Below are 15,356 nucleotides of genomic sequence, written 5' to 3'. Positions count from 1 at the left end.
CCGGACAAAAGCCTTGTCTTGTCGCGAAAGCCGATGTTATGTTTCTAACACGAGATACAAAAATGAAACACAAATAACATTTCCAGCGAACGCCCGGCGAGATGGTCATGGACAAGAACAGTTTCCAAGTCACCCTGGAACAGCAGTTTGCAAGCCTGACCCCCACCGGCAAGCGCATCGCCACCTACCTGCTGGCCAACCTCCAGCAGTTGCCCTTCGAGACCGCCGACAGCATCGCCCAGCAAGCCGGCACCACGGGGATTTCCGTGGGGCGCTTCCTGCGCTCGCTGGGCTATCGCAACCTGGATGACGTCAAGCAAGGCCTGCGCGGCGATGCCCCGGCCTCCTGGCTGATCACCGATCGGCTCGGCGCCTTTCGCAGCGAAGCCCATCAGGACGATGCCCTGGAGCGCTCGATGCATCGCGAGATCGAGGCCATCCAGCATGTCTATGGCCTGGCCCGCAGCCAGCACTTCGCCGCCATCGTGCAACAGATCGTCGAGGCCGACGCGGTGTTCATCATCGGCATCCAGTCGACCCGGGGCATCCTCAACGCCTTCCACAGCCACCTGGAATACATCCGGCCCAAGGTCTACTACGTGGACGGGCTTTCAGGCATCTACGCCGAGACCCTGAACTCCGGCTTTGCCAAGCCCTACGCGATCATCTCCGACTTTCGCGCCTACTCCAGCATCACCCAGACCTTCTGCGAAGTGGCCAATGCCAACGCCCTGCCCCTGGCCCTGGTCACCGACCTGCAGTGCCCCTGGGCCCGGGACTACCCGCTGGACCTGCTGCAACTGAAAACCGATGTCGGCCAGTTCTGGGATTCCCTCGCGCCCCTGACCTGCCTGTTCAACCTGATGGTGTCCGCCGTGGCCGAGGGCTATGGCGAGCGCCTGGACCAGCGCCTGGCCAAGAACCGACAGTTGCAGGAAGCCTTCGGCCAGTTCGAGTCCTGACCTTCAAGCGTTAACCCAGATGGAGTGAGTGAGTGAACAACAGCCCCCTTGTCGAAATCGACGCCCAGCGCCATCAGCTTCAGATCGACCTGATCTACGCCAGCGCCGACAACCTGGCCGGCCAGGTGATCTATCGCAACGCCCGCTGCCTGCTGCACAAGGACGCCGCCGCCTGCCTGTACAAGGCCAGCCAGCTGGCACGCATGGCCGGCCTGGGCCTGCGCATCTACGACGCCTACCGCCCGGCCTACGCCCAGCACCTGCTGTGGCAGGCCCTGCCCAACCCGGACTACGTGCGCGACCCGCGCCTGGGCTCGCACCACACCCGGGGCGTGGCCGTGGACCTGACCCTGGTGGATGAAACCGGCGAGCCGCTGGACATGGGCACCGCCTTCGACGCCATGGAGCCCAAGTCGCACCAGTTCTACAGCGACCTGCCGCCCCAGGTGCAGCGCAACCGCCTGATGCTGCTGGGGATCATGCTCAGCGCCGGCTTCGAGGCGATCCCCACCGAGTGGTGGCACTACGAGCTGCCCAACGCCGAGGACTTTCCCCTGATCCAGGAGCACGACCAGCCCTTCGAACACTGATTTCCCGTTCCCCACCGGCCACAACAACAGGCAGCTAACTGCCCCAAGCCGGTCCTACTGCAACACTGCTTCAGCAACAACTGCCCGGTTATAGCTTTTATAAAAAACCTGACGAACTTCCCAACATCGAATGATCAAGGAAACCGGCATGACCCCTAACCGCAATCACCCTGATGTGCGTCTGTCCACCCGTGTCGCCCTGTCCCTGCTGTGCGCCGCCCTGAGCCTGGGCGCGTGGCAGGCAGCCAGCGCCGCCGCGCCCAAGGACACCCTGATGATCGGCAAGGCCGCCGACCCGCAGACCCTCGACCCCGCCGTGACCATCGACAACAACGACTGGGCCGTGACCTACCCGGCCTACCAGAAGCTGGTGACCTACAAGGTCGAGAACGGCAAAGGCAGCACCGAAGTCCAGGGCGACCTGGCCGAGAGCTGGAGCACCTCCGCCGACAACCTGACCTGGGATTTCAAGCTCAAGCCGGGCAACAAGTTCGACGACGGCAAGCCGGTGGACGCCGCCGCGGTGAAGTTCTCCTTCGACCGCCTGATGCAACTCAAGCAAGGCCCGTCCGGCGCCTTCCCGGATGACATGAGCGTGGCCGTGGTCGACCCGCTGACCGTGCGCTTCACCCTGAAGAAACCCTACGCGCCCTTCCTCTACACCCTGGCCCACAACGGCGGCGGCATCATCAACCCGGACGTGGCCAACAAGGGCGAGGACGTCAACGCCTACCTCTCGACCCACACCGCCGGCTCCGGGGCCTTCCGCCTGAGCAACTGGCAGAAGGGCCAGGCGCTGACGCTGGAACCCAACAGCTATTACGCCGGCCCCAAGCCGAGCCTGAACAAGGTGGTGATCAAGATCATCAGCGAGGCCTCTGTGCGCCGCCTGCAACTGGAACGCGGCGACCTGGACATCATCGAGGACATGCCCGAAGACCAGCTCGGCACCCTGGCCGGCAAGCCAGGCATCGTGATCCAGACCTTCCCCTCGCTGCGGGTCAACTACCTGTACCTGAACAACAAGCGTGCGCCCCTGGACAACGTCGAAGCGCGCCAGGCACTGGTCCAGGCCATCGACTACAAGGGCATCGTCGACGGCATCCTCAAGGGCCAGGCCAAGCTGATGAACGGGCCGATCCCCGACGGCATGTGGGCCCACGACCCGAGCCTGCCGCTGATGCAGCAGAACCTCGACGGCGCCAAGGCCAGCCTGGCCAAGGTCCCGCAGAAAATCAGCAACCTGACCTACCTCTACTCGGACAAGGACGCCAACTGGGAGTCCATCGGCCTGACCCTGCAAGCGGGCCTGGCGCCCCTGGGCATCAACCTGAAGATGGAGAAACTGGCCAACGCCACCATGCGTGAACGGGTGGGCAAGGGCGACTACGACGTGGCCATCGGCTCCTGGAGCCCGGACTTCGCCGATCCCTACATGTTCATGAACTTCTGGTTCGACTCCAGCCTCCAGGGCCTGCCGGGCAACCGCTCGTTCTACAGCAACCCCGAGGTGGACAGCCTGATCCGCGAAGCGGCGGCCACCAACGACACCGCCAAGCGCATCGAGCTGTACCAGAAGGCGCAGAAGATCGTCCTCAAGGACAACGTCTACGCCTACCTGTACCAGAAGAACTACAGCCTGCCGATGCGCGATTCGGTGAAGGGCTACGTGTTCCACCCGATGCTGGAACAGGTGTTCAACATCGCCGAAATCAGCAAGTAGGACCGGCCCTGCGTTCCCCGTCGCCGGCCCCTGAAACGGGGTGGCGCCGGGTTGCCGTGTCCCCGGCGAGGGGCCGTCGTGCCCCCTGCCGTTCGTCAAGCGTTAACGAGGTTGCCTCATGGCCTTCCTGAATATGTTGCGCAAACGCCTGCTCGGCCTGTTGCTGGTCGTGGTCGGGGTTTCGCTGATTACCTTCACCATCTCGCACCTGATTCCCGGTGACCCGGCGCGGCTGATCGCCGGCGACCGGGCCAGCGATGCCATCGTGCAGAACATCCGCCACCAGCTGGGCCTGGACCTGCCGCTGTACCAGCAGTACGGGCGCTACATGCTCGACCTGCTGCACGGCGACCTGGGCACCTCGATCCGCACCAGCCGCCCGGTGCTGGAGGACCTGCAGAGCTTCTTCCCGGCAACCCTGGAGCTGGCCCTGGCCGCCCTGCTGCTGTCGGTGCTGGTGGGGGTGCCGCTGGGGGTGCTGTCGGCGGTCTATCACAACCGCTTCATCGACCAGATCGCCCGCACCCTGGCGGTCACCGGCATTTCCACCCCGGCGTTCTGGCTGGGGCTGGGGCTGATCGTGCTGTTCTACGGCCACCTCGGCTGGCTGCCCGGCAGCGGGCGCCTGGACGAAGGCCTGGAGCCGCCGCCCACGGTCAGCGGCTTCTACCTGATCGACTCGCTGCTGGCCGGGGACATCCCGCTGTTCCTCAATGCCCTGCAGCACCTGATCCTCCCGGCAGTGACCCTGGGCTTCGTCAACCTCGGGGTGGTGGCGCGGCAGATCCGCTCGGCCATGCTCGACCAACTCGGCGAGGACTACATCCGCACCGCCCGGGCCTACGGCCTGTCGCGCTGGGCGGTGATCCTGCGCCACGCCCTGCCCAACGCGCTGATCCCCTCGGTGACGGTGCTCGGCCTGACCCTGGGCGATTTGCTGTACGGCGCGGTGCTGACCGAAACGGTATTCGCCTGGCCGGGCATGGGCGCCTACGTGGTGAAGTCGATCCAGGCCCTGGATTTCCCGGCGGTGATGGGCTTCGCGATCCTGGTGTCGTTCATTTATGTGCTGCTGAACATGGCGATCGACCTGCTGTACCGGGTGATCGATCCGCGCATTGGCGAGGTAAGTTGAGATGTCCGCTCCCTTGAACATTCCCCTGCCACAACCCACCGCGCAGGCCAGCGGCTGGCGCACCCGCCTGGCCTACCTGGGCTACCGCGTGCGGCAAAGCCCGCTGACCATCGCCGGGCTGTGCATGACCCTGCTGGTGCTGCTGTGCATGGCCTTCGCCCCCTGGCTGTCGAGCCATGATCCCAATGCCCTGAACCTGGCCCAGCGCCTGGCCGCTCCCAGCGCCGCCCATTGGTTCGGCACCGACGAAGTGGGCCGCGACCTGTTCAGCCGGGTGCTCCACGGCAGCCGCCAGTCGGTGGGCGTGGGCCTGTTCGTGGCCTTCGCCTCGTGCCTGGCCGGGGGCCTGTTGGGCTGCCTGTCGGGGATCATCGGCGGGCGCTTCGACAGCCTGATCATGCGCCTGATGGACATCATGCTCTCGGTGCCATCGCTGGTGCTGATCATGGCCCTGGCCGCCGCCCTGGGCCCGAGCCTGTTCAACGCCATGCTGGCGATCACCCTGGTACGCATTCCGTTCTATGTGCGCCTGGCCCGGGGCCAGGCCCTGAGCATCCGCCAGATGGGCTACGTCAAGGCGGCCCAGACCTACGGCGCCGGGCGCTGGCACATCGTCAGCTGGCACGTGGGGCGCAACGCCATGCCGCCGCTGCTGGTGCAACTGAGCCTGGACATCGGCAGCGCCATCCTCATGGCCTCGGCCCTGGGCTTCATTGGCCTGGGTGCGCAGCAGCCCACCGCCGAATGGGGGGCGATGGTGGCCACCGGGCGCAACTTCATCCTCGACAACTGGTGGTACTCGACCTTTCCCGGGCTGGCGATCCTGTTCACCGCCACCGGTTTCAACCTGCTGGGTGACGGCATCCGTGACCTGCTCGACCCACGGCAACAGGGGAAATGACCATGAGCTCATCCGCCGTTCTCAACATCGACAACCTGAGCCTGGAATTCCCCGCCTACCGCAGCAATGTGCAGGCCCTCAACGGCGTGTCGCTGCACGTCAACCCGGGGGAAATCGTCGGCGTGGTCGGCGAATCCGGCTCGGGCAAGTCGGTGACCGCCATGCTCAGCCTGCGGCTGCTGCCCGAGCGCAGCTACCGCATCACCTCCGGCAGCCTGAGCCTGCTGGGCCGCGACATGCTCGCCACCCCGGAAAAACAGCTGCTGCAGATCCGCGGCCGCGATGCGGCGATGATCTTCCAGGAGCCGATGACTGCCCTCAACCCGACCCGGCGCATCGGCCGGCAGATGCTCGACGTGATCATCCATCACCAGCGCCTGAGCCAGGAACAGGCCCGGGCCAAGGCCATCGACCTGCTGCGCGACATGCACATCGCCGACCCCGAGCAGGTGCTGCAGGCCTACCCCTTCGAGCTGTCCGGTGGCATGCGCCAGCGGGTGATGATCGCCCTGGCGTTTTCCTGCGACCCGCAGTTGCTGATCGCCGATGAACCCACCACCGCCCTGGACGTGACCGTGCAGCGCCAGGTGCTGCTGTTGCTGCGCGAGAAAGCCCGGCAACGGGGCACCGCGATCCTGCTGATCACCCACGACATGGCGGTGGTCTCGCAGTTCTGCGACCGGGTCTATGTGATGTACACCGGCGCCGTGGTGGAGCAAGGCAGTACTGCCCAGGTCATGCTTGACCCGCAGCACCCCTACACCCGCGGCCTGCTCAGCGGCCTGCCGGAGCAAGTGCGCCCCGGCGAGCCGCTGCTGACCATTCCCGGGCAGGTGCCCAACCTTGCCCACCTGCCCGGCGGCTGCACCTTCCGCGAGCGCTGCAGCCAGGCCATGGCGGTGTGTGCCCAACGGCCGCCGCTGCATTCGATCAACGCCAGCCAGCAGCACAAGAGCGCCTGCTGGCTGGCTGCCCCGGAGTCCGCCCAATGAATGCTTCGCAACCCCGAGCCGGCAGCGAGCCGCTGCTGCGCCTCAACGATGTGCAGGTGCGCTTTCCCCTGAGCAACGACTGGCTGGGCCGGCCGCGGGCCTTCGCCCATGCCCTGAACGGCATCGACCTGGAACTGCGCCCCGGGGAAACCCTGGGCATCGTCGGCGAATCCGGCTGCGGCAAGAGCACCCTGGCGCAACTGCTCATGGGCCTGGTCAAGCCCAGCAGCGGCGACCTGCGCTGGGCCTACGCCAGCGACCGCGAGCGCCACAGCCACGTGCAGATCGTGTTCCAGGACCCGCAGTCGTCCCTCGACCCGCGCCTGCCGATCTGGAAGATCATCACCGAGCCGCTGTTCGCCCTGGGCAACACCCCGGTGGCGCAGATGCGCGAAATCGCCGCCAAGGTGGCGCAGCAGGTAGGCATCCGCGGCGAATACCTGGAGCGCTACCCGCACCAGTTCTCCGGCGGCCAACGCCAGCGCATCGCCATTGCCCGGGCCTTGGCGTCGAACCCGGACATCATCGTCCTCGACGAGCCGACCTCGGCCCTGGACATCTCGGTGCAGGCGCAGATCCTCAACCTGCTGGCGGACCTGCAACGCAGCCGCGGCCTGACCTTCGTGCTGATCTCCCACAACGTCTCGGTGGTCCGGCACATGGCCGACCGGGTGGCGGTGATGTACCTGGGGCAGATCGTCGAACTGGGCAGCGCCGAACAGGTGCTGGAGCGCCCGCGCCACCCCTATACCCAACTGCTGCTGGAGGCGGTGCCGCGCCTCGGTGCGCCCCTGGCGGACAGCCAGCTCTCGGCGCCCACCGAACTGCCGGGCAACCGCAAGCTGCCCGCCGGCTGTTTCTTCTTCGACCGCTGCAGCCGCCGCGGCCCGGGCTGCGAGCTGCCGCAACAGCTGCTGGGCGATGCGACGCAGCAAGTGCGTTGCCATCGGCAACAGCTCACCGGGTGATCCCACCGCGCCACGCCGCCGACCACGGCGTGGTGCTTGCTCCCAGCGCGCCCAGGGCTTAAAACAAGCGCCTTCTCTCTGACGTTGCAGGAACCTCTCTCATGGAAAGCAGCTGGCTGACCCACGCCAAACGCCTGCAAGCCATCGCCTCCACCGGCCTGCATTTTTGCCGCGACGTGCATGATCGCGAGCGCTACCAGGAAGTCGCCGAGATCGCCCACGACATGCTCGCGCAGCTGGGCAACGTGCCCCTGGAACGCATCAACGAACTGGTCTCGGACTTCGCCCAGCGCTACTCGACGCCGATGGTGGAAGTGCGCGGCGCGCTGATCGAGGACGGCAAGATCCTCCTGGTGCGCGAGCAGCACGACGGCCTCTGGGCCCTGCCCGGGGGCTACGCCGATGTGGGCCTGTCGGCGGCGCAGAACATCATCAAGGAAGTCCACGAAGAAGCCGGGCTGCAGGTTTCGGTGCGCCAGCTGTACGGCCTGCGGCACAAGGCCAAGGGGCCCTACAAGCCCGACCACCGGGACTTCTACAAGCTCTACTTCCTCTGCGAACGGCAAGACGCCGAGGCCCCGATGGCCGGCAGCGAAACCAGCGACGCGGCGTTCTTCGCCCCGGACCAGTTGCCGCCGCTGTCCCTGGGACGCACCGTGGAACGGGATATCCAGGAGGCCTTCGACTTCCACGAAGGCCGGCGCAGCGTGGCCCTCTTCGACTGAGCGTGACGGCGCCGATGTAAAGCACCCTTGACATGAAAAAGCGCCCCGCCTAATGTAAAGGACACTTTACTAAAAGGAGATCGCCCATGGGCACCAAACGCTATTTCAGGGAATTCGGCCTGGCCTTGCTGGCCTACATCGCTTGCGTGCTGCTGAGCAGCCACTGGCTGGCGGACATGAACCCGGGCCCGGGCAAGATCGCCCTGGCCCTGGTGCCGGTGATCCCCATGGTGGCCATGGCCCTGGCGGTGATGCGCCAGTTGCGACGCATGGACGAACTGGCCCGGCGCATCCAGCTCGAAGCCCTGGGCCTGTCCTTTGTCTGCACCGCGCTGATCACCTTCAGCTACGGCTTCCTGGAAACCGCCGGCCTGCCCCGGCTCTCGATGTTCTACGTATGGCCCGTGATGGGCCTGGTCTGGGCCCTGGCCACGGTGGCCGGCGTGCGGCGCTACCGATGAACAACCAACTGCGCGAACTGCGCACCCGGCAAGGCTGGTCCCAGGCCGAACTGGCCACCCGCCTCGAGGTGTCACGGCAGACGGTGAATGCCATCGAGACCGGGCGCTACGACCCCAGCCTGCCCCTGGCGTTCAAGATTGCCCGGGCCTTCCAGCTGCCCATCGAAAGCATTTTCAGCCCCGACGAGGACTGAACCGCCGGTGAACCAATCTGGCCCAAGGGTGCACCGCTTTCGCCCCCGGGCCACAGGCACCCGGTGCAGGGGCACGGGCATCGGCTATAACTGCTGGGGCGCCCGGCCCTGCCGTCAAGGATTGGCACGGCGCCTGCAACAGCGTGGCATCACTGCGACCAGGGACAGGCCCATGACCCAGCACGAACCCGGCAACGACTACCCCTTGAGCGAAGTTCCGCAGCACGCCCGCAAGGGCCTGGCCTCCATGGCCATGGTGCTGCTGGGCTTCACCTTCTTCACTGCCACCATGTTCGCCGGCGGCAAGCTGGGGGTGGCCTTCGACTTCACCACCCTGCTGGTGGTGATCCTCGTCGGCAACCTGCTGCTGGGGATCTACGCCGCCAGCCTCGGCTACATCGCCTTCAAGAGCGGGCTGAACACGGTGCTGATGGGGCGCTTCTGCTTCGGCGAACGGGGCAGCAAGCTCAGCGACCTGATCCTGGGTTTCACCCAGATCGGCTGGTACGCCTGGGGCACCGCCACCGCCGCGGTGGTGCTGGGCAAGTATTTCCAGCTGGATCCGGGTGCGGTACTGGGGCTGATGCTGCTGTTCGGCATGGCCTTCTGCGCCACCGCCTACATCGGTTATCGCGGCCTGGAGATCCTGTCCTGGATCGCGGTGCCGGCCATGGGCCTGCTGTTGCTGCTGTCGATGTGGGTGGCCACCCGGCAGATCGGCGGCCTCGACGGTTTGCTGGGGGTCACGCCTAGCGCCAGCCTGGACCTCTCCAGCGCCATCACCCTGGTGTTCGGCACCTTCGTCAGCGGCGCCACCCAGGCCACCAACTGGACCCGATTTTCCCGCTCGGCGCGGGTGGCGGTGAGCGCCAGCCTGATCGGCTTCTTTATCGGCAACGGCCTGATGGTGCTGATCGGTGCCTACGGCGCCATCGTCTACCAGCAGCCGGACGTGGTCGAAGTGCTGCTGCTCCAGGGTTTTGCCATGGCGGCCATGGCCATGCTGCTGTTGAACATCTGGAGCACCCAGGACAACACCATCTACAACTTCGCCGTGGCCGGCTGCAACCTGTTGCGCACCGACCGGCGCAAGACCGTGACCCTGGTGGGCGCGCTGATCGGCACCCTGCTGGCGATGCTCGGCATGTACGACCTGCTGGTGCCCTACCTGATCCTGTTGGGCACGGTGATTCCGCCGATTGGCGGGGTGATCATGGCGGACTTCTTCTACCGCTGGCGCGGCCGCTACCCGCGCCTGGCCGACAGCCAGTTGCCGGCCTGGAACTGGCCGGGCCTGGCCGCCTATGGCCTGGGCACCCTGGCGGCCTTCTGCTCGCCCTGGGTCGCGCCGTTGGTGGGCATCGGCGTAGCAAGCCTGAGCTATGTCCTGCTCAGCGCCTGGCTCGGCGCCCGCACCAGCGCCACCCTCGACGCCCGGGCCTGAACCCGGGCCTTGCCCTCCCGGCGCGTTCCGGGTCTATCATGACCCGCCCCGAACCACCTGCCTGCTTCGACCGGTACCGGTTGAAGCACAGCCCAATGACCGAGGGACAAGGGCCGCCGCCCGGATCCCACGGCTGAACCGCTGATTGCCCGACCCGAGGAACCGCTCCGATGCTGATCACCAACGCCCGCCTGCGCCACCGTGAAGGCCTGCACCAACTGCACCTGGAAAACGGCCGCATCGCCCGCATCGTCCAGCAGGGCCCGGACGCCCCCACCGCCGCGCCGGCCTTCGGCCCCGAGCACCTGGATGCCGGCGGCAACCTGGTGGTGCCGCCCTTCGTCGAACCGCACATTCACCTGGACGCCACCCTCACCGCGGGCGAGCCGCGCTGGAACATGAGCGGCACCCTGTTCGAAGGCATCGAGTGCTGGGGCGAACGCAAGGCCACCATCACCGCCGAAGACACCCGCGCCCGCGCCCACAAGACCATCCGCGCCCTGGCCGCCCACGGCATCCAGCATGTACGCACCCATGTCGACGTCACCGACCCGGACCTCACCGCCCTCAAGGCCATGCTCGAAGTGCGCGAGCAAAGCGCGCACCTGATCGACCTGCAGATCGTCGCCTTCCCCCAGGAAGGCATCGAATCGTTCCGCAACGGCCGCGAGCTGATGGAAGAGGCCATTGGCCTGGGCGCCGATGTGGTGGGCGGTATTCCGCACTTCGAATACACCCGGGACCAGGGCGTGAGCTCGGTGAAGTTCCTCATGGACCTGGCCGAACGCAGCGGGTGCCTGGTGGACGTGCACTGCGACGAAACCGATGACCCGCATTCGCGCTTTCTTGAAGTGCTGGCCGAAGAAGCGCGCAGCCGGGGCATGGGCTCCCGGGTCACCGCCAGCCACACCACCGCCATGGGCTCTTACGACAACGCCTACTGCGCCAAGCTGTTCCGCCTGCTGGGGCATTCGGGCATCAGCTTCGTCTCCTGCCCCACCGAAAGCATCCACCTGCAGGGGCGCTTCGACAGCTTCCCGAAACGCCGCGGCGTGACCCGGGTCAATGAGCTGCTGGAGGCCGGGATGAACGTGTGCTTCGGCCAGGACTCGATTGTCGACCCCTGGTACCCCCTGGGTAACGGCAACATCCTGCGGGTACTGGAAGCCGGCCTGCACATCTGCCACATGCTCGGCTACCGCAACTTGCAGAACGCCCTCGACCTGGTCACCGACAACAGCGCCAAGGCCCTGGCCCTGGGCGAGCGCTACGGCATCGAAGAAGGTCGCCCGGCGAACCTGCTGATCCTGTCTGCCGACAGCGATTACGAAATGATCCGCAGCCAGGGCCTGGCGCTGTACTCCATCCGCCACGGCAAAGTGCTGATGCAACGGCAGATGGCCCAGGTGCAACTGGCCGGCGACTGACCCGTGGCGATGCTTACTTGACCCGAAACGGCTGGGCCCCCATGAACGCCAGCGGCAACAGCGGCAGGGCGAGGATCGTCAATACACCGTCTGCGGTGAGGGTAACCGGCGTCAGCAACACCTGGCCGACCTTGCTCTTCTCCCGGTACGCCGAGAAATTCAGGGTGTAGGTGCTGTTCAACGCGTTGGCCGGATAGGCGCTGATATCCCGCTTGGACTCAAAGCGGCTTCCGCGAATGGCATAGCGGTGCAACAGGGCGTTTTGCGACCTTGCAACAACGAAGCCCAAAGCCTGGGCTGCATCGATCTGCTGGGCGTCGAGCTGGTCCAGCCCGGGTATCCTCAGGACCAGCTCACCCTCCAGGTTCTGCCACGCATTGACGAGGATCTGCGAAAACTCGGCCTGCATTTTCCCATGCAGGTCCGACTTGATGGCCTTCAGCAACTCAGGATCGACCATCACGAAGTAGTGATACTGCTTGCCAAGAATGACGAAGCTCTTCGCGTCCGCCGTGATGTAGAACTGGCTGACGGTTTCCGTATAGACCTCATTGCTGGCCCGGCTTTCGTACAGCCTGCTGGTCAGACAGCCGCCAAGGCTGCCAGCGACCGCAGCCCCCAGGGCCATAACCGTGCCTTTGAGCAAAGCTCGGCGAGGCGTTCTTTTTTGCATGTCGAGTCCTTTCGGTAAATGTGGGCTGTATCGAGCGACCAGCCGCAACTGCCGCCACGCTATAGAAACTCCAGCCGTTTTGCACTCCGCCACCGCGACTCCGGCGTCCTCACTCAGCCAGTGCCAGCGCCGTGCCGAACAGGCTCACCCGGGTCAACACCCCGTCGGTCTCTTGCAACATCAAGGGCGCGGTGCCGCCCGGCATCAGCACTTCGACCCGTCCGGCCTTGACCCAGCCCACCCGCCACGCCGCGCTGGCCACGGCGCTGGCGCTGGTGCCCGAAGAGGCGGTCGGCCCTTCGCCGCGTTCGAACACCCGGGCGACGATGCGCTGCGCCGATTCCCGCGCCGCCCATTGCAGGTTGACCCCCGCCGGGCAGGGTTCGCCGCTGCCCAGGGGCAAGGCAAAAGCAGTGGCCGTCAGCCCTTCGGCCAGTGGCGCTTCGAGCATCTGCGGGTTGCCGGGCAAGGCCTCGGCATCCTCCAGCAGGGTCACGCAGTGCGGGTTGCCGATGCGCACGAACTGGCTGTGCTCCCACCGCGGGTCGAGTGCCTGCAACGGTGCCACCCGGCTCAGCTCGCGACCGTTCAAGGTCACCGCCTCGACGCCAATGGCGGCCACCGCCTCGGGCCCGAAGGACGGCTGGCCGAGGTCCAGCCAGAACCCTGGCACCCCCGCCACCCGGGCCGGCTCCACCACGGTGGCCACCGGCGAGGTACCGGTGGGCTGGTCATGGTGCACCTGCAACAGGGTTGGCCCCTGCTCGGCCAGCAACCCCTGCTCGGCCAGGGCCTGGGAAAAGATCGTCAAACCATTGCCACTGCGCTCGGCCAGGGTGCCGTCGGTGTTGACGATCAGCAGATCGAAGGGCGCCACGTCCTGGAACGGCCCCACCAGCAGACCGTCGCTACGGTGGGCCTTGGCCCCCGGCGGGCGGGTGCCCGGAGCCCAGTCACAGAGGGCGGCGATGGCCTGCTCGCTCCACAAGCGCCGGTCCCGCGCGGCCTGCGCGGCGCTGCCGGGCAAGGCGACCCCCAGGCTGCGCAACCGCGCGGGTGTCACCACCCCATAGATGTTGCCCCGTGCATCGTAGAACGCCGCCATCACACCGCCTCCTGGAAAACCGAGCCGCTGACATTACGGAGAAACCGGCGGCTCGACCAGAGGACAACACCGGCTCAGGCCGGCAAGACGACCTGTGCGCGGTACCCCAGCCGACGCCACCTGCCACAGAAGCCCCTGGGTTCGTGGCTTTCTCGGGCAAGCCCCGCAGGCCCCCTGAACCTCAGCCGGCCGTGGGCACTTCCAGGCCGACCTTGACCCGGTTCATCGCCACCAGGGTCTTGAAGCGCTTGACGTTGGGGTTGTCGAAGAACAGTTCGCGGGTCAGCTGGGTGTACTGGGCCATGTTGCGCACGCAGAAAATCAGCACGAAATCGCACTCGCCGGCCACGTAGTAGCACTGCTGGACCTGGGGGCAGGCCTGGAAGTTGCGCTTGAGGGCGTCGATCTGGTCGATGCGCTCACTCTCCACTTGCACCTCGACGATGATGCTCAGTTCGTGCCCCAGGGCGTCCGGCGCGACGATGGCGCTGTAGCGCTCGATCACCCCCTCGTCGCAGAGGCGCTTGAGCCGCCGGTTGACCGCCGCGGTGGACAGGTTGACCCGCAGCCCCAGCTCGCTTTGCGCGGTGCTGGCGTCACGTTGCAGCTCGGCGAGCAGCTTCAGGTCGTAGGCGTCGAGGCTGGCATTCATGGGCAGGAAAACTCCGGGAAGGAACGGCACGCACTGCAACGTTTTTGTGCACAGCCGCCGATTATGCGAAACAAACCGCCGGCCTGCGCAAATTTATTTCACCCGCAACCCTGTGCAGAAGCACTGCGCTGCGGATTTCTGCAACCTTCGAGGGCCAGATTTGTCACAATCCCCACCCGGCCGCCATCACGCCATGGGGGCATCAGGCGGCCGGCAGCGAGTTCGATCGCCAAGGATTTTTATGACTGCCAGCAACACCCACTTCCAGGCCACCCCCGGCCGCCTCGAACAGATGTCCACGCGCATCGCCTTTTTCATCGCCGGCTTCGGCATTGCCGCCTGGGCCCCGCTGGTGCCCTACGCCAAGGCCCGGGCCGGGCTCGACGAAGGCACCCTGGGCCTGTTGCTGCTGTGCCTGGGGGTGGGTTCGATCCTTGCGATGCCGATTGCCGGCGCCCTGGCCGGGCGCTTCGGCTGCCGCAAAGTGATGGCCGGCGGCACCCTGCTGATCTGCCTGGCCCTGCCCTTGCTGGCCACCCTGACCTCGATTCCGCTGCTGATGGCCGCGCTGTTCATGTTCGGCGCCGGGCTGGGCGGCGTGGATTCCACGGTCAACCTGCAAGCGGTGATTGTCGAGCGGGCCAGCGGCAAGACCATGATGTCGGGCTTTCACGGGCTGTTCAGCCTGGGCGGGATCGTCGGCGCCGCGGGGGTCAGCGCCCTGCTCGGCCTGGGCCTGTCGCCACTGGGCGCGACCCTGGTGGTGATCGCCCTGATGCTGCTGGCGCTGCTCAAGGCCGCGCCGCACATGCTGCCCTATGGCAGCCAGAGCTCGGGCCCGGCCTTTGCCGTGCCCCATGGTGTGGTGCTGTTCATCGGCTGCCTGTGCTTCGTGGTGTTCCTCGCCGAAGGCGCGGTGCTGGACTGGAGCGCGGTCTTCCTCACCGCCGAGCGCGACCTGGATGCCGCCTACGCCGGCCTGGGCTACGCCGCCTTCGCCCTGACCATGACCCTGGGCCGCCTGACGGGCGATGCCATCGTCCATCGCCTGGGCGCGCGCCGGGTGATCATCATCGGCGGCACCACGGCCGCCGCTGGCCTGTTGCTGGCGACCCTGGCCCCGGCCTGGGAGGCGGCGCTGGTGGGTTATGCCCTGGTGGGCGCGGGTTGCTCGAACATAGTGCCGGTGCTCTACACCGCCGTGGGCAAGCAGAACGTCATGCCCGAAAGCATCGCCGTGCCGGCCATCACCACCCTGGGTTACGCCGGCATCCTGGCCGGGCCGGCGGTGATCGGCTTCATTGCCCATGGCAGCAGCCTGAGCGCGGCCTTCGGCCTGATCGCCGTCCTGCTGCTGGCAGTGGCCGCCAGCGGCAAGGTACTCAAGGTCTGAGCCACTGAAGC

The 15,356-nt window shown here is 66.4% G+C and carries 16 protein-coding genes; 13 read left to right on the top strand and 3 right to left on the bottom strand.

All coding sequences use genetic code 11. The features are described 5' to 3' along the window. Positions 1-101: 101 nt before the first annotated feature. From M2395_RS00595 to codA, 12 genes are all read left to right on the top strand, one after another. Positions 102-962, top strand: a complete 861-nt coding sequence (locus tag M2395_RS00595) for a MurR/RpiR family transcriptional regulator (protein WP_123430449.1) — start codon at positions 102-104, stop codon at positions 960-962. Positions 963-994: 32 nt separating this feature from the next. Next, positions 995-1,552, top strand: coding sequence for a D-alanyl-D-alanine dipeptidase (gene ddpX, locus M2395_RS00590; protein WP_015636370.1), 558 nt, complete (start codon positions 995-997; stop codon positions 1,550-1,552). A gap of 148 nt (positions 1,553-1,700) precedes the next feature. Beyond that, positions 1,701-3,275 (top strand): ABC transporter substrate-binding protein, encoded by a 1,575-nt coding sequence (locus M2395_RS00585; RefSeq protein WP_019095855.1) that lies wholly within the window; start codon positions 1,701-1,703, stop codon positions 3,273-3,275. A gap of 118 nt (positions 3,276-3,393) precedes the next feature. Continuing rightward, positions 3,394-4,410, top strand: coding sequence for an ABC transporter permease (locus tag M2395_RS00580; protein WP_011062309.1), 1,017 nt, complete (start codon positions 3,394-3,396; stop codon positions 4,408-4,410). A gap of 1 nt (position 4,411) precedes the next feature. Next, positions 4,412-5,311, top strand: a complete 900-nt coding sequence (gene ddpC / locus M2395_RS00575) for a D,D-dipeptide ABC transporter permease (protein ID WP_015636372.1) — start codon at positions 4,412-4,414, stop codon at positions 5,309-5,311. Continuing rightward, positions 5,308-6,303, top strand: coding sequence for an ABC transporter ATP-binding protein (locus tag M2395_RS00570; RefSeq protein WP_011062311.1), 996 nt, complete (start codon positions 5,308-5,310; stop codon positions 6,301-6,303). The genes ddpC and M2395_RS00570 overlap by 4 nt, the downstream gene beginning before the upstream one ends. Then, a complete protein-coding gene (locus M2395_RS00565; RefSeq protein WP_015636374.1) occupies positions 6,300-7,271 on the top strand; it encodes an oligopeptide/dipeptide ABC transporter ATP-binding protein in 972 nt (323 codons plus the stop codon). The genes M2395_RS00570 and M2395_RS00565 overlap by 4 nt, the downstream gene beginning before the upstream one ends. A 101-nt stretch (positions 7,272-7,372) precedes the next feature. Continuing rightward, positions 7,373-7,996, top strand: a complete 624-nt coding sequence (locus M2395_RS00560; RefSeq protein ID WP_015636375.1) for an NUDIX hydrolase — start codon at positions 7,373-7,375, stop codon at positions 7,994-7,996. A gap of 86 nt (positions 7,997-8,082) precedes the next feature. After that, positions 8,083-8,457 carry a hypothetical protein gene (locus tag M2395_RS00555; protein WP_015636376.1) on the top strand — a complete coding sequence of 125 codons (375 nt, stop codon included), beginning with the start codon at positions 8,083-8,085 and terminating at the stop codon, positions 8,455-8,457. After that, positions 8,454-8,651 carry a helix-turn-helix transcriptional regulator gene (locus M2395_RS00550; RefSeq protein ID WP_015636377.1) on the top strand — a complete coding sequence of 66 codons (198 nt, stop codon included), beginning with the start codon at positions 8,454-8,456 and terminating at the stop codon, positions 8,649-8,651. The genes M2395_RS00555 and M2395_RS00550 overlap by 4 nt, the downstream gene beginning before the upstream one ends. Positions 8,652-8,823: 172 nt before the next feature. Then, the gene (gene codB, locus M2395_RS00545) at positions 8,824-10,095 is read left to right on the top strand and encodes a cytosine permease (RefSeq protein WP_011062316.1); all 1,272 of its coding nucleotides are present in this window, start codon (positions 8,824-8,826) and stop codon (positions 10,093-10,095) included. A 170-nt stretch (positions 10,096-10,265) separates the two neighbouring features. Next, complete coding sequence (codA, locus tag M2395_RS00540; RefSeq protein WP_053152795.1) at positions 10,266-11,522, top strand: cytosine deaminase; 1,257 nt, start codon at positions 10,266-10,268, stop codon at positions 11,520-11,522. Positions 11,523-11,535: 13 nt separating this feature from the next. On the opposite strand, the gene M2395_RS00535 is transcribed toward codA, so the two are convergent. From M2395_RS00535 to M2395_RS00525, 3 genes are all read right to left on the bottom strand, one after another. Next, a complete protein-coding gene (locus tag M2395_RS00535) occupies positions 11,536-12,195 on the bottom strand; it encodes a hypothetical protein (RefSeq protein ID WP_077934522.1) in 660 nt (219 codons plus the stop codon). A gap of 109 nt (positions 12,196-12,304) precedes the next feature. Beyond that, a complete protein-coding gene (locus tag M2395_RS00530) occupies positions 12,305-13,300 on the bottom strand; it encodes a DeoR family transcriptional regulator (protein WP_053152801.1) in 996 nt (331 codons plus the stop codon). A 181-nt stretch (positions 13,301-13,481) separates the two neighbouring features. Beyond that, the gene (locus M2395_RS00525) at positions 13,482-13,952 is read right to left on the bottom strand and encodes an Lrp/AsnC family transcriptional regulator (protein WP_011062321.1); all 471 of its coding nucleotides are present in this window, start codon (positions 13,950-13,952) and stop codon (positions 13,482-13,484) included. Positions 13,953-14,193: 241 nt separating this feature from the next. Here M2395_RS00525 and M2395_RS00520 point away from each other — a divergent pair, with 241 nt between their 5' ends. Then, positions 14,194-15,345, top strand: a complete 1,152-nt coding sequence (locus M2395_RS00520; RefSeq protein ID WP_011062322.1) for an MFS transporter — start codon at positions 14,194-14,196, stop codon at positions 15,343-15,345. Positions 15,346-15,356 lie beyond the last annotated feature (11 nt).

This window comes from Pseudomonas sp. BIGb0176, from assembly GCF_024810175.1.
GTDB classification, from domain to species: Bacteria; Pseudomonadota; Gammaproteobacteria; order Pseudomonadales; family Pseudomonadaceae; genus Aquipseudomonas; species Aquipseudomonas protegens.
The sequence above is the reverse complement of the archived record's forward strand: the minus strand, read 5'-3'. Positions and strand labels throughout refer to the sequence as shown.

Bases quoted from the DNA above. Each gene is read 5' to 3' on its own strand.
- M2395_RS00595 (WP_123430449.1), top strand. From the start codon at position 102: ATGGTCATGGACAAGAACAGTTTCCAAGTCACCCTGGAACAGCAGTTT.
- M2395_RS00585 (WP_019095855.1), top strand. From the start codon at position 1,701: ATGACCCCTAACCGCAATCACCCTGATGTGCGTCTGTCCACCCGTGTC.
- M2395_RS00580 (WP_011062309.1), top strand. From the start codon at position 3,394: ATGGCCTTCCTGAATATGTTGCGCAAACGCCTGCTCGGCCTGTTGCTG.
- ddpC (WP_015636372.1), top strand. From the start codon at position 4,412: ATGTCCGCTCCCTTGAACATTCCCCTGCCACAACCCACCGCGCAGGCC.
- M2395_RS00570 (WP_011062311.1), top strand. From the start codon at position 5,308: ATGACCATGAGCTCATCCGCCGTTCTCAACATCGACAACCTGAGCCTG.
- M2395_RS00565 (WP_015636374.1), top strand. From the start codon at position 6,300: ATGAATGCTTCGCAACCCCGAGCCGGCAGCGAGCCGCTGCTGCGCCTC.
- M2395_RS00560 (WP_015636375.1), top strand. From the start codon at position 7,373: ATGGAAAGCAGCTGGCTGACCCACGCCAAACGCCTGCAAGCCATCGCC.
- M2395_RS00555 (WP_015636376.1), top strand. From the start codon at position 8,083: ATGGGCACCAAACGCTATTTCAGGGAATTCGGCCTGGCCTTGCTGGCC.
- M2395_RS00550 (WP_015636377.1), top strand. From the start codon at position 8,454: ATGAACAACCAACTGCGCGAACTGCGCACCCGGCAAGGCTGGTCCCAG.
- codB (WP_011062316.1), top strand. From the start codon at position 8,824: ATGACCCAGCACGAACCCGGCAACGACTACCCCTTGAGCGAAGTTCCG.
- codA (WP_053152795.1), top strand. From the start codon at position 10,266: ATGCTGATCACCAACGCCCGCCTGCGCCACCGTGAAGGCCTGCACCAA.
- M2395_RS00535 (WP_077934522.1), bottom strand. From the start codon at position 12,195: ATGCAAAAAAGAACGCCTCGCCGAGCTTTGCTCAAAGGCACGGTTATG.
- M2395_RS00530 (WP_053152801.1), bottom strand. From the start codon at position 13,300: ATGGCGGCGTTCTACGATGCACGGGGCAACATCTATGGGGTGGTGACA.
- M2395_RS00525 (WP_011062321.1), bottom strand. From the start codon at position 13,952: ATGAATGCCAGCCTCGACGCCTACGACCTGAAGCTGCTCGCCGAGCTG.
- M2395_RS00520 (WP_011062322.1), top strand. From the start codon at position 14,194: ATGACTGCCAGCAACACCCACTTCCAGGCCACCCCCGGCCGCCTCGAA.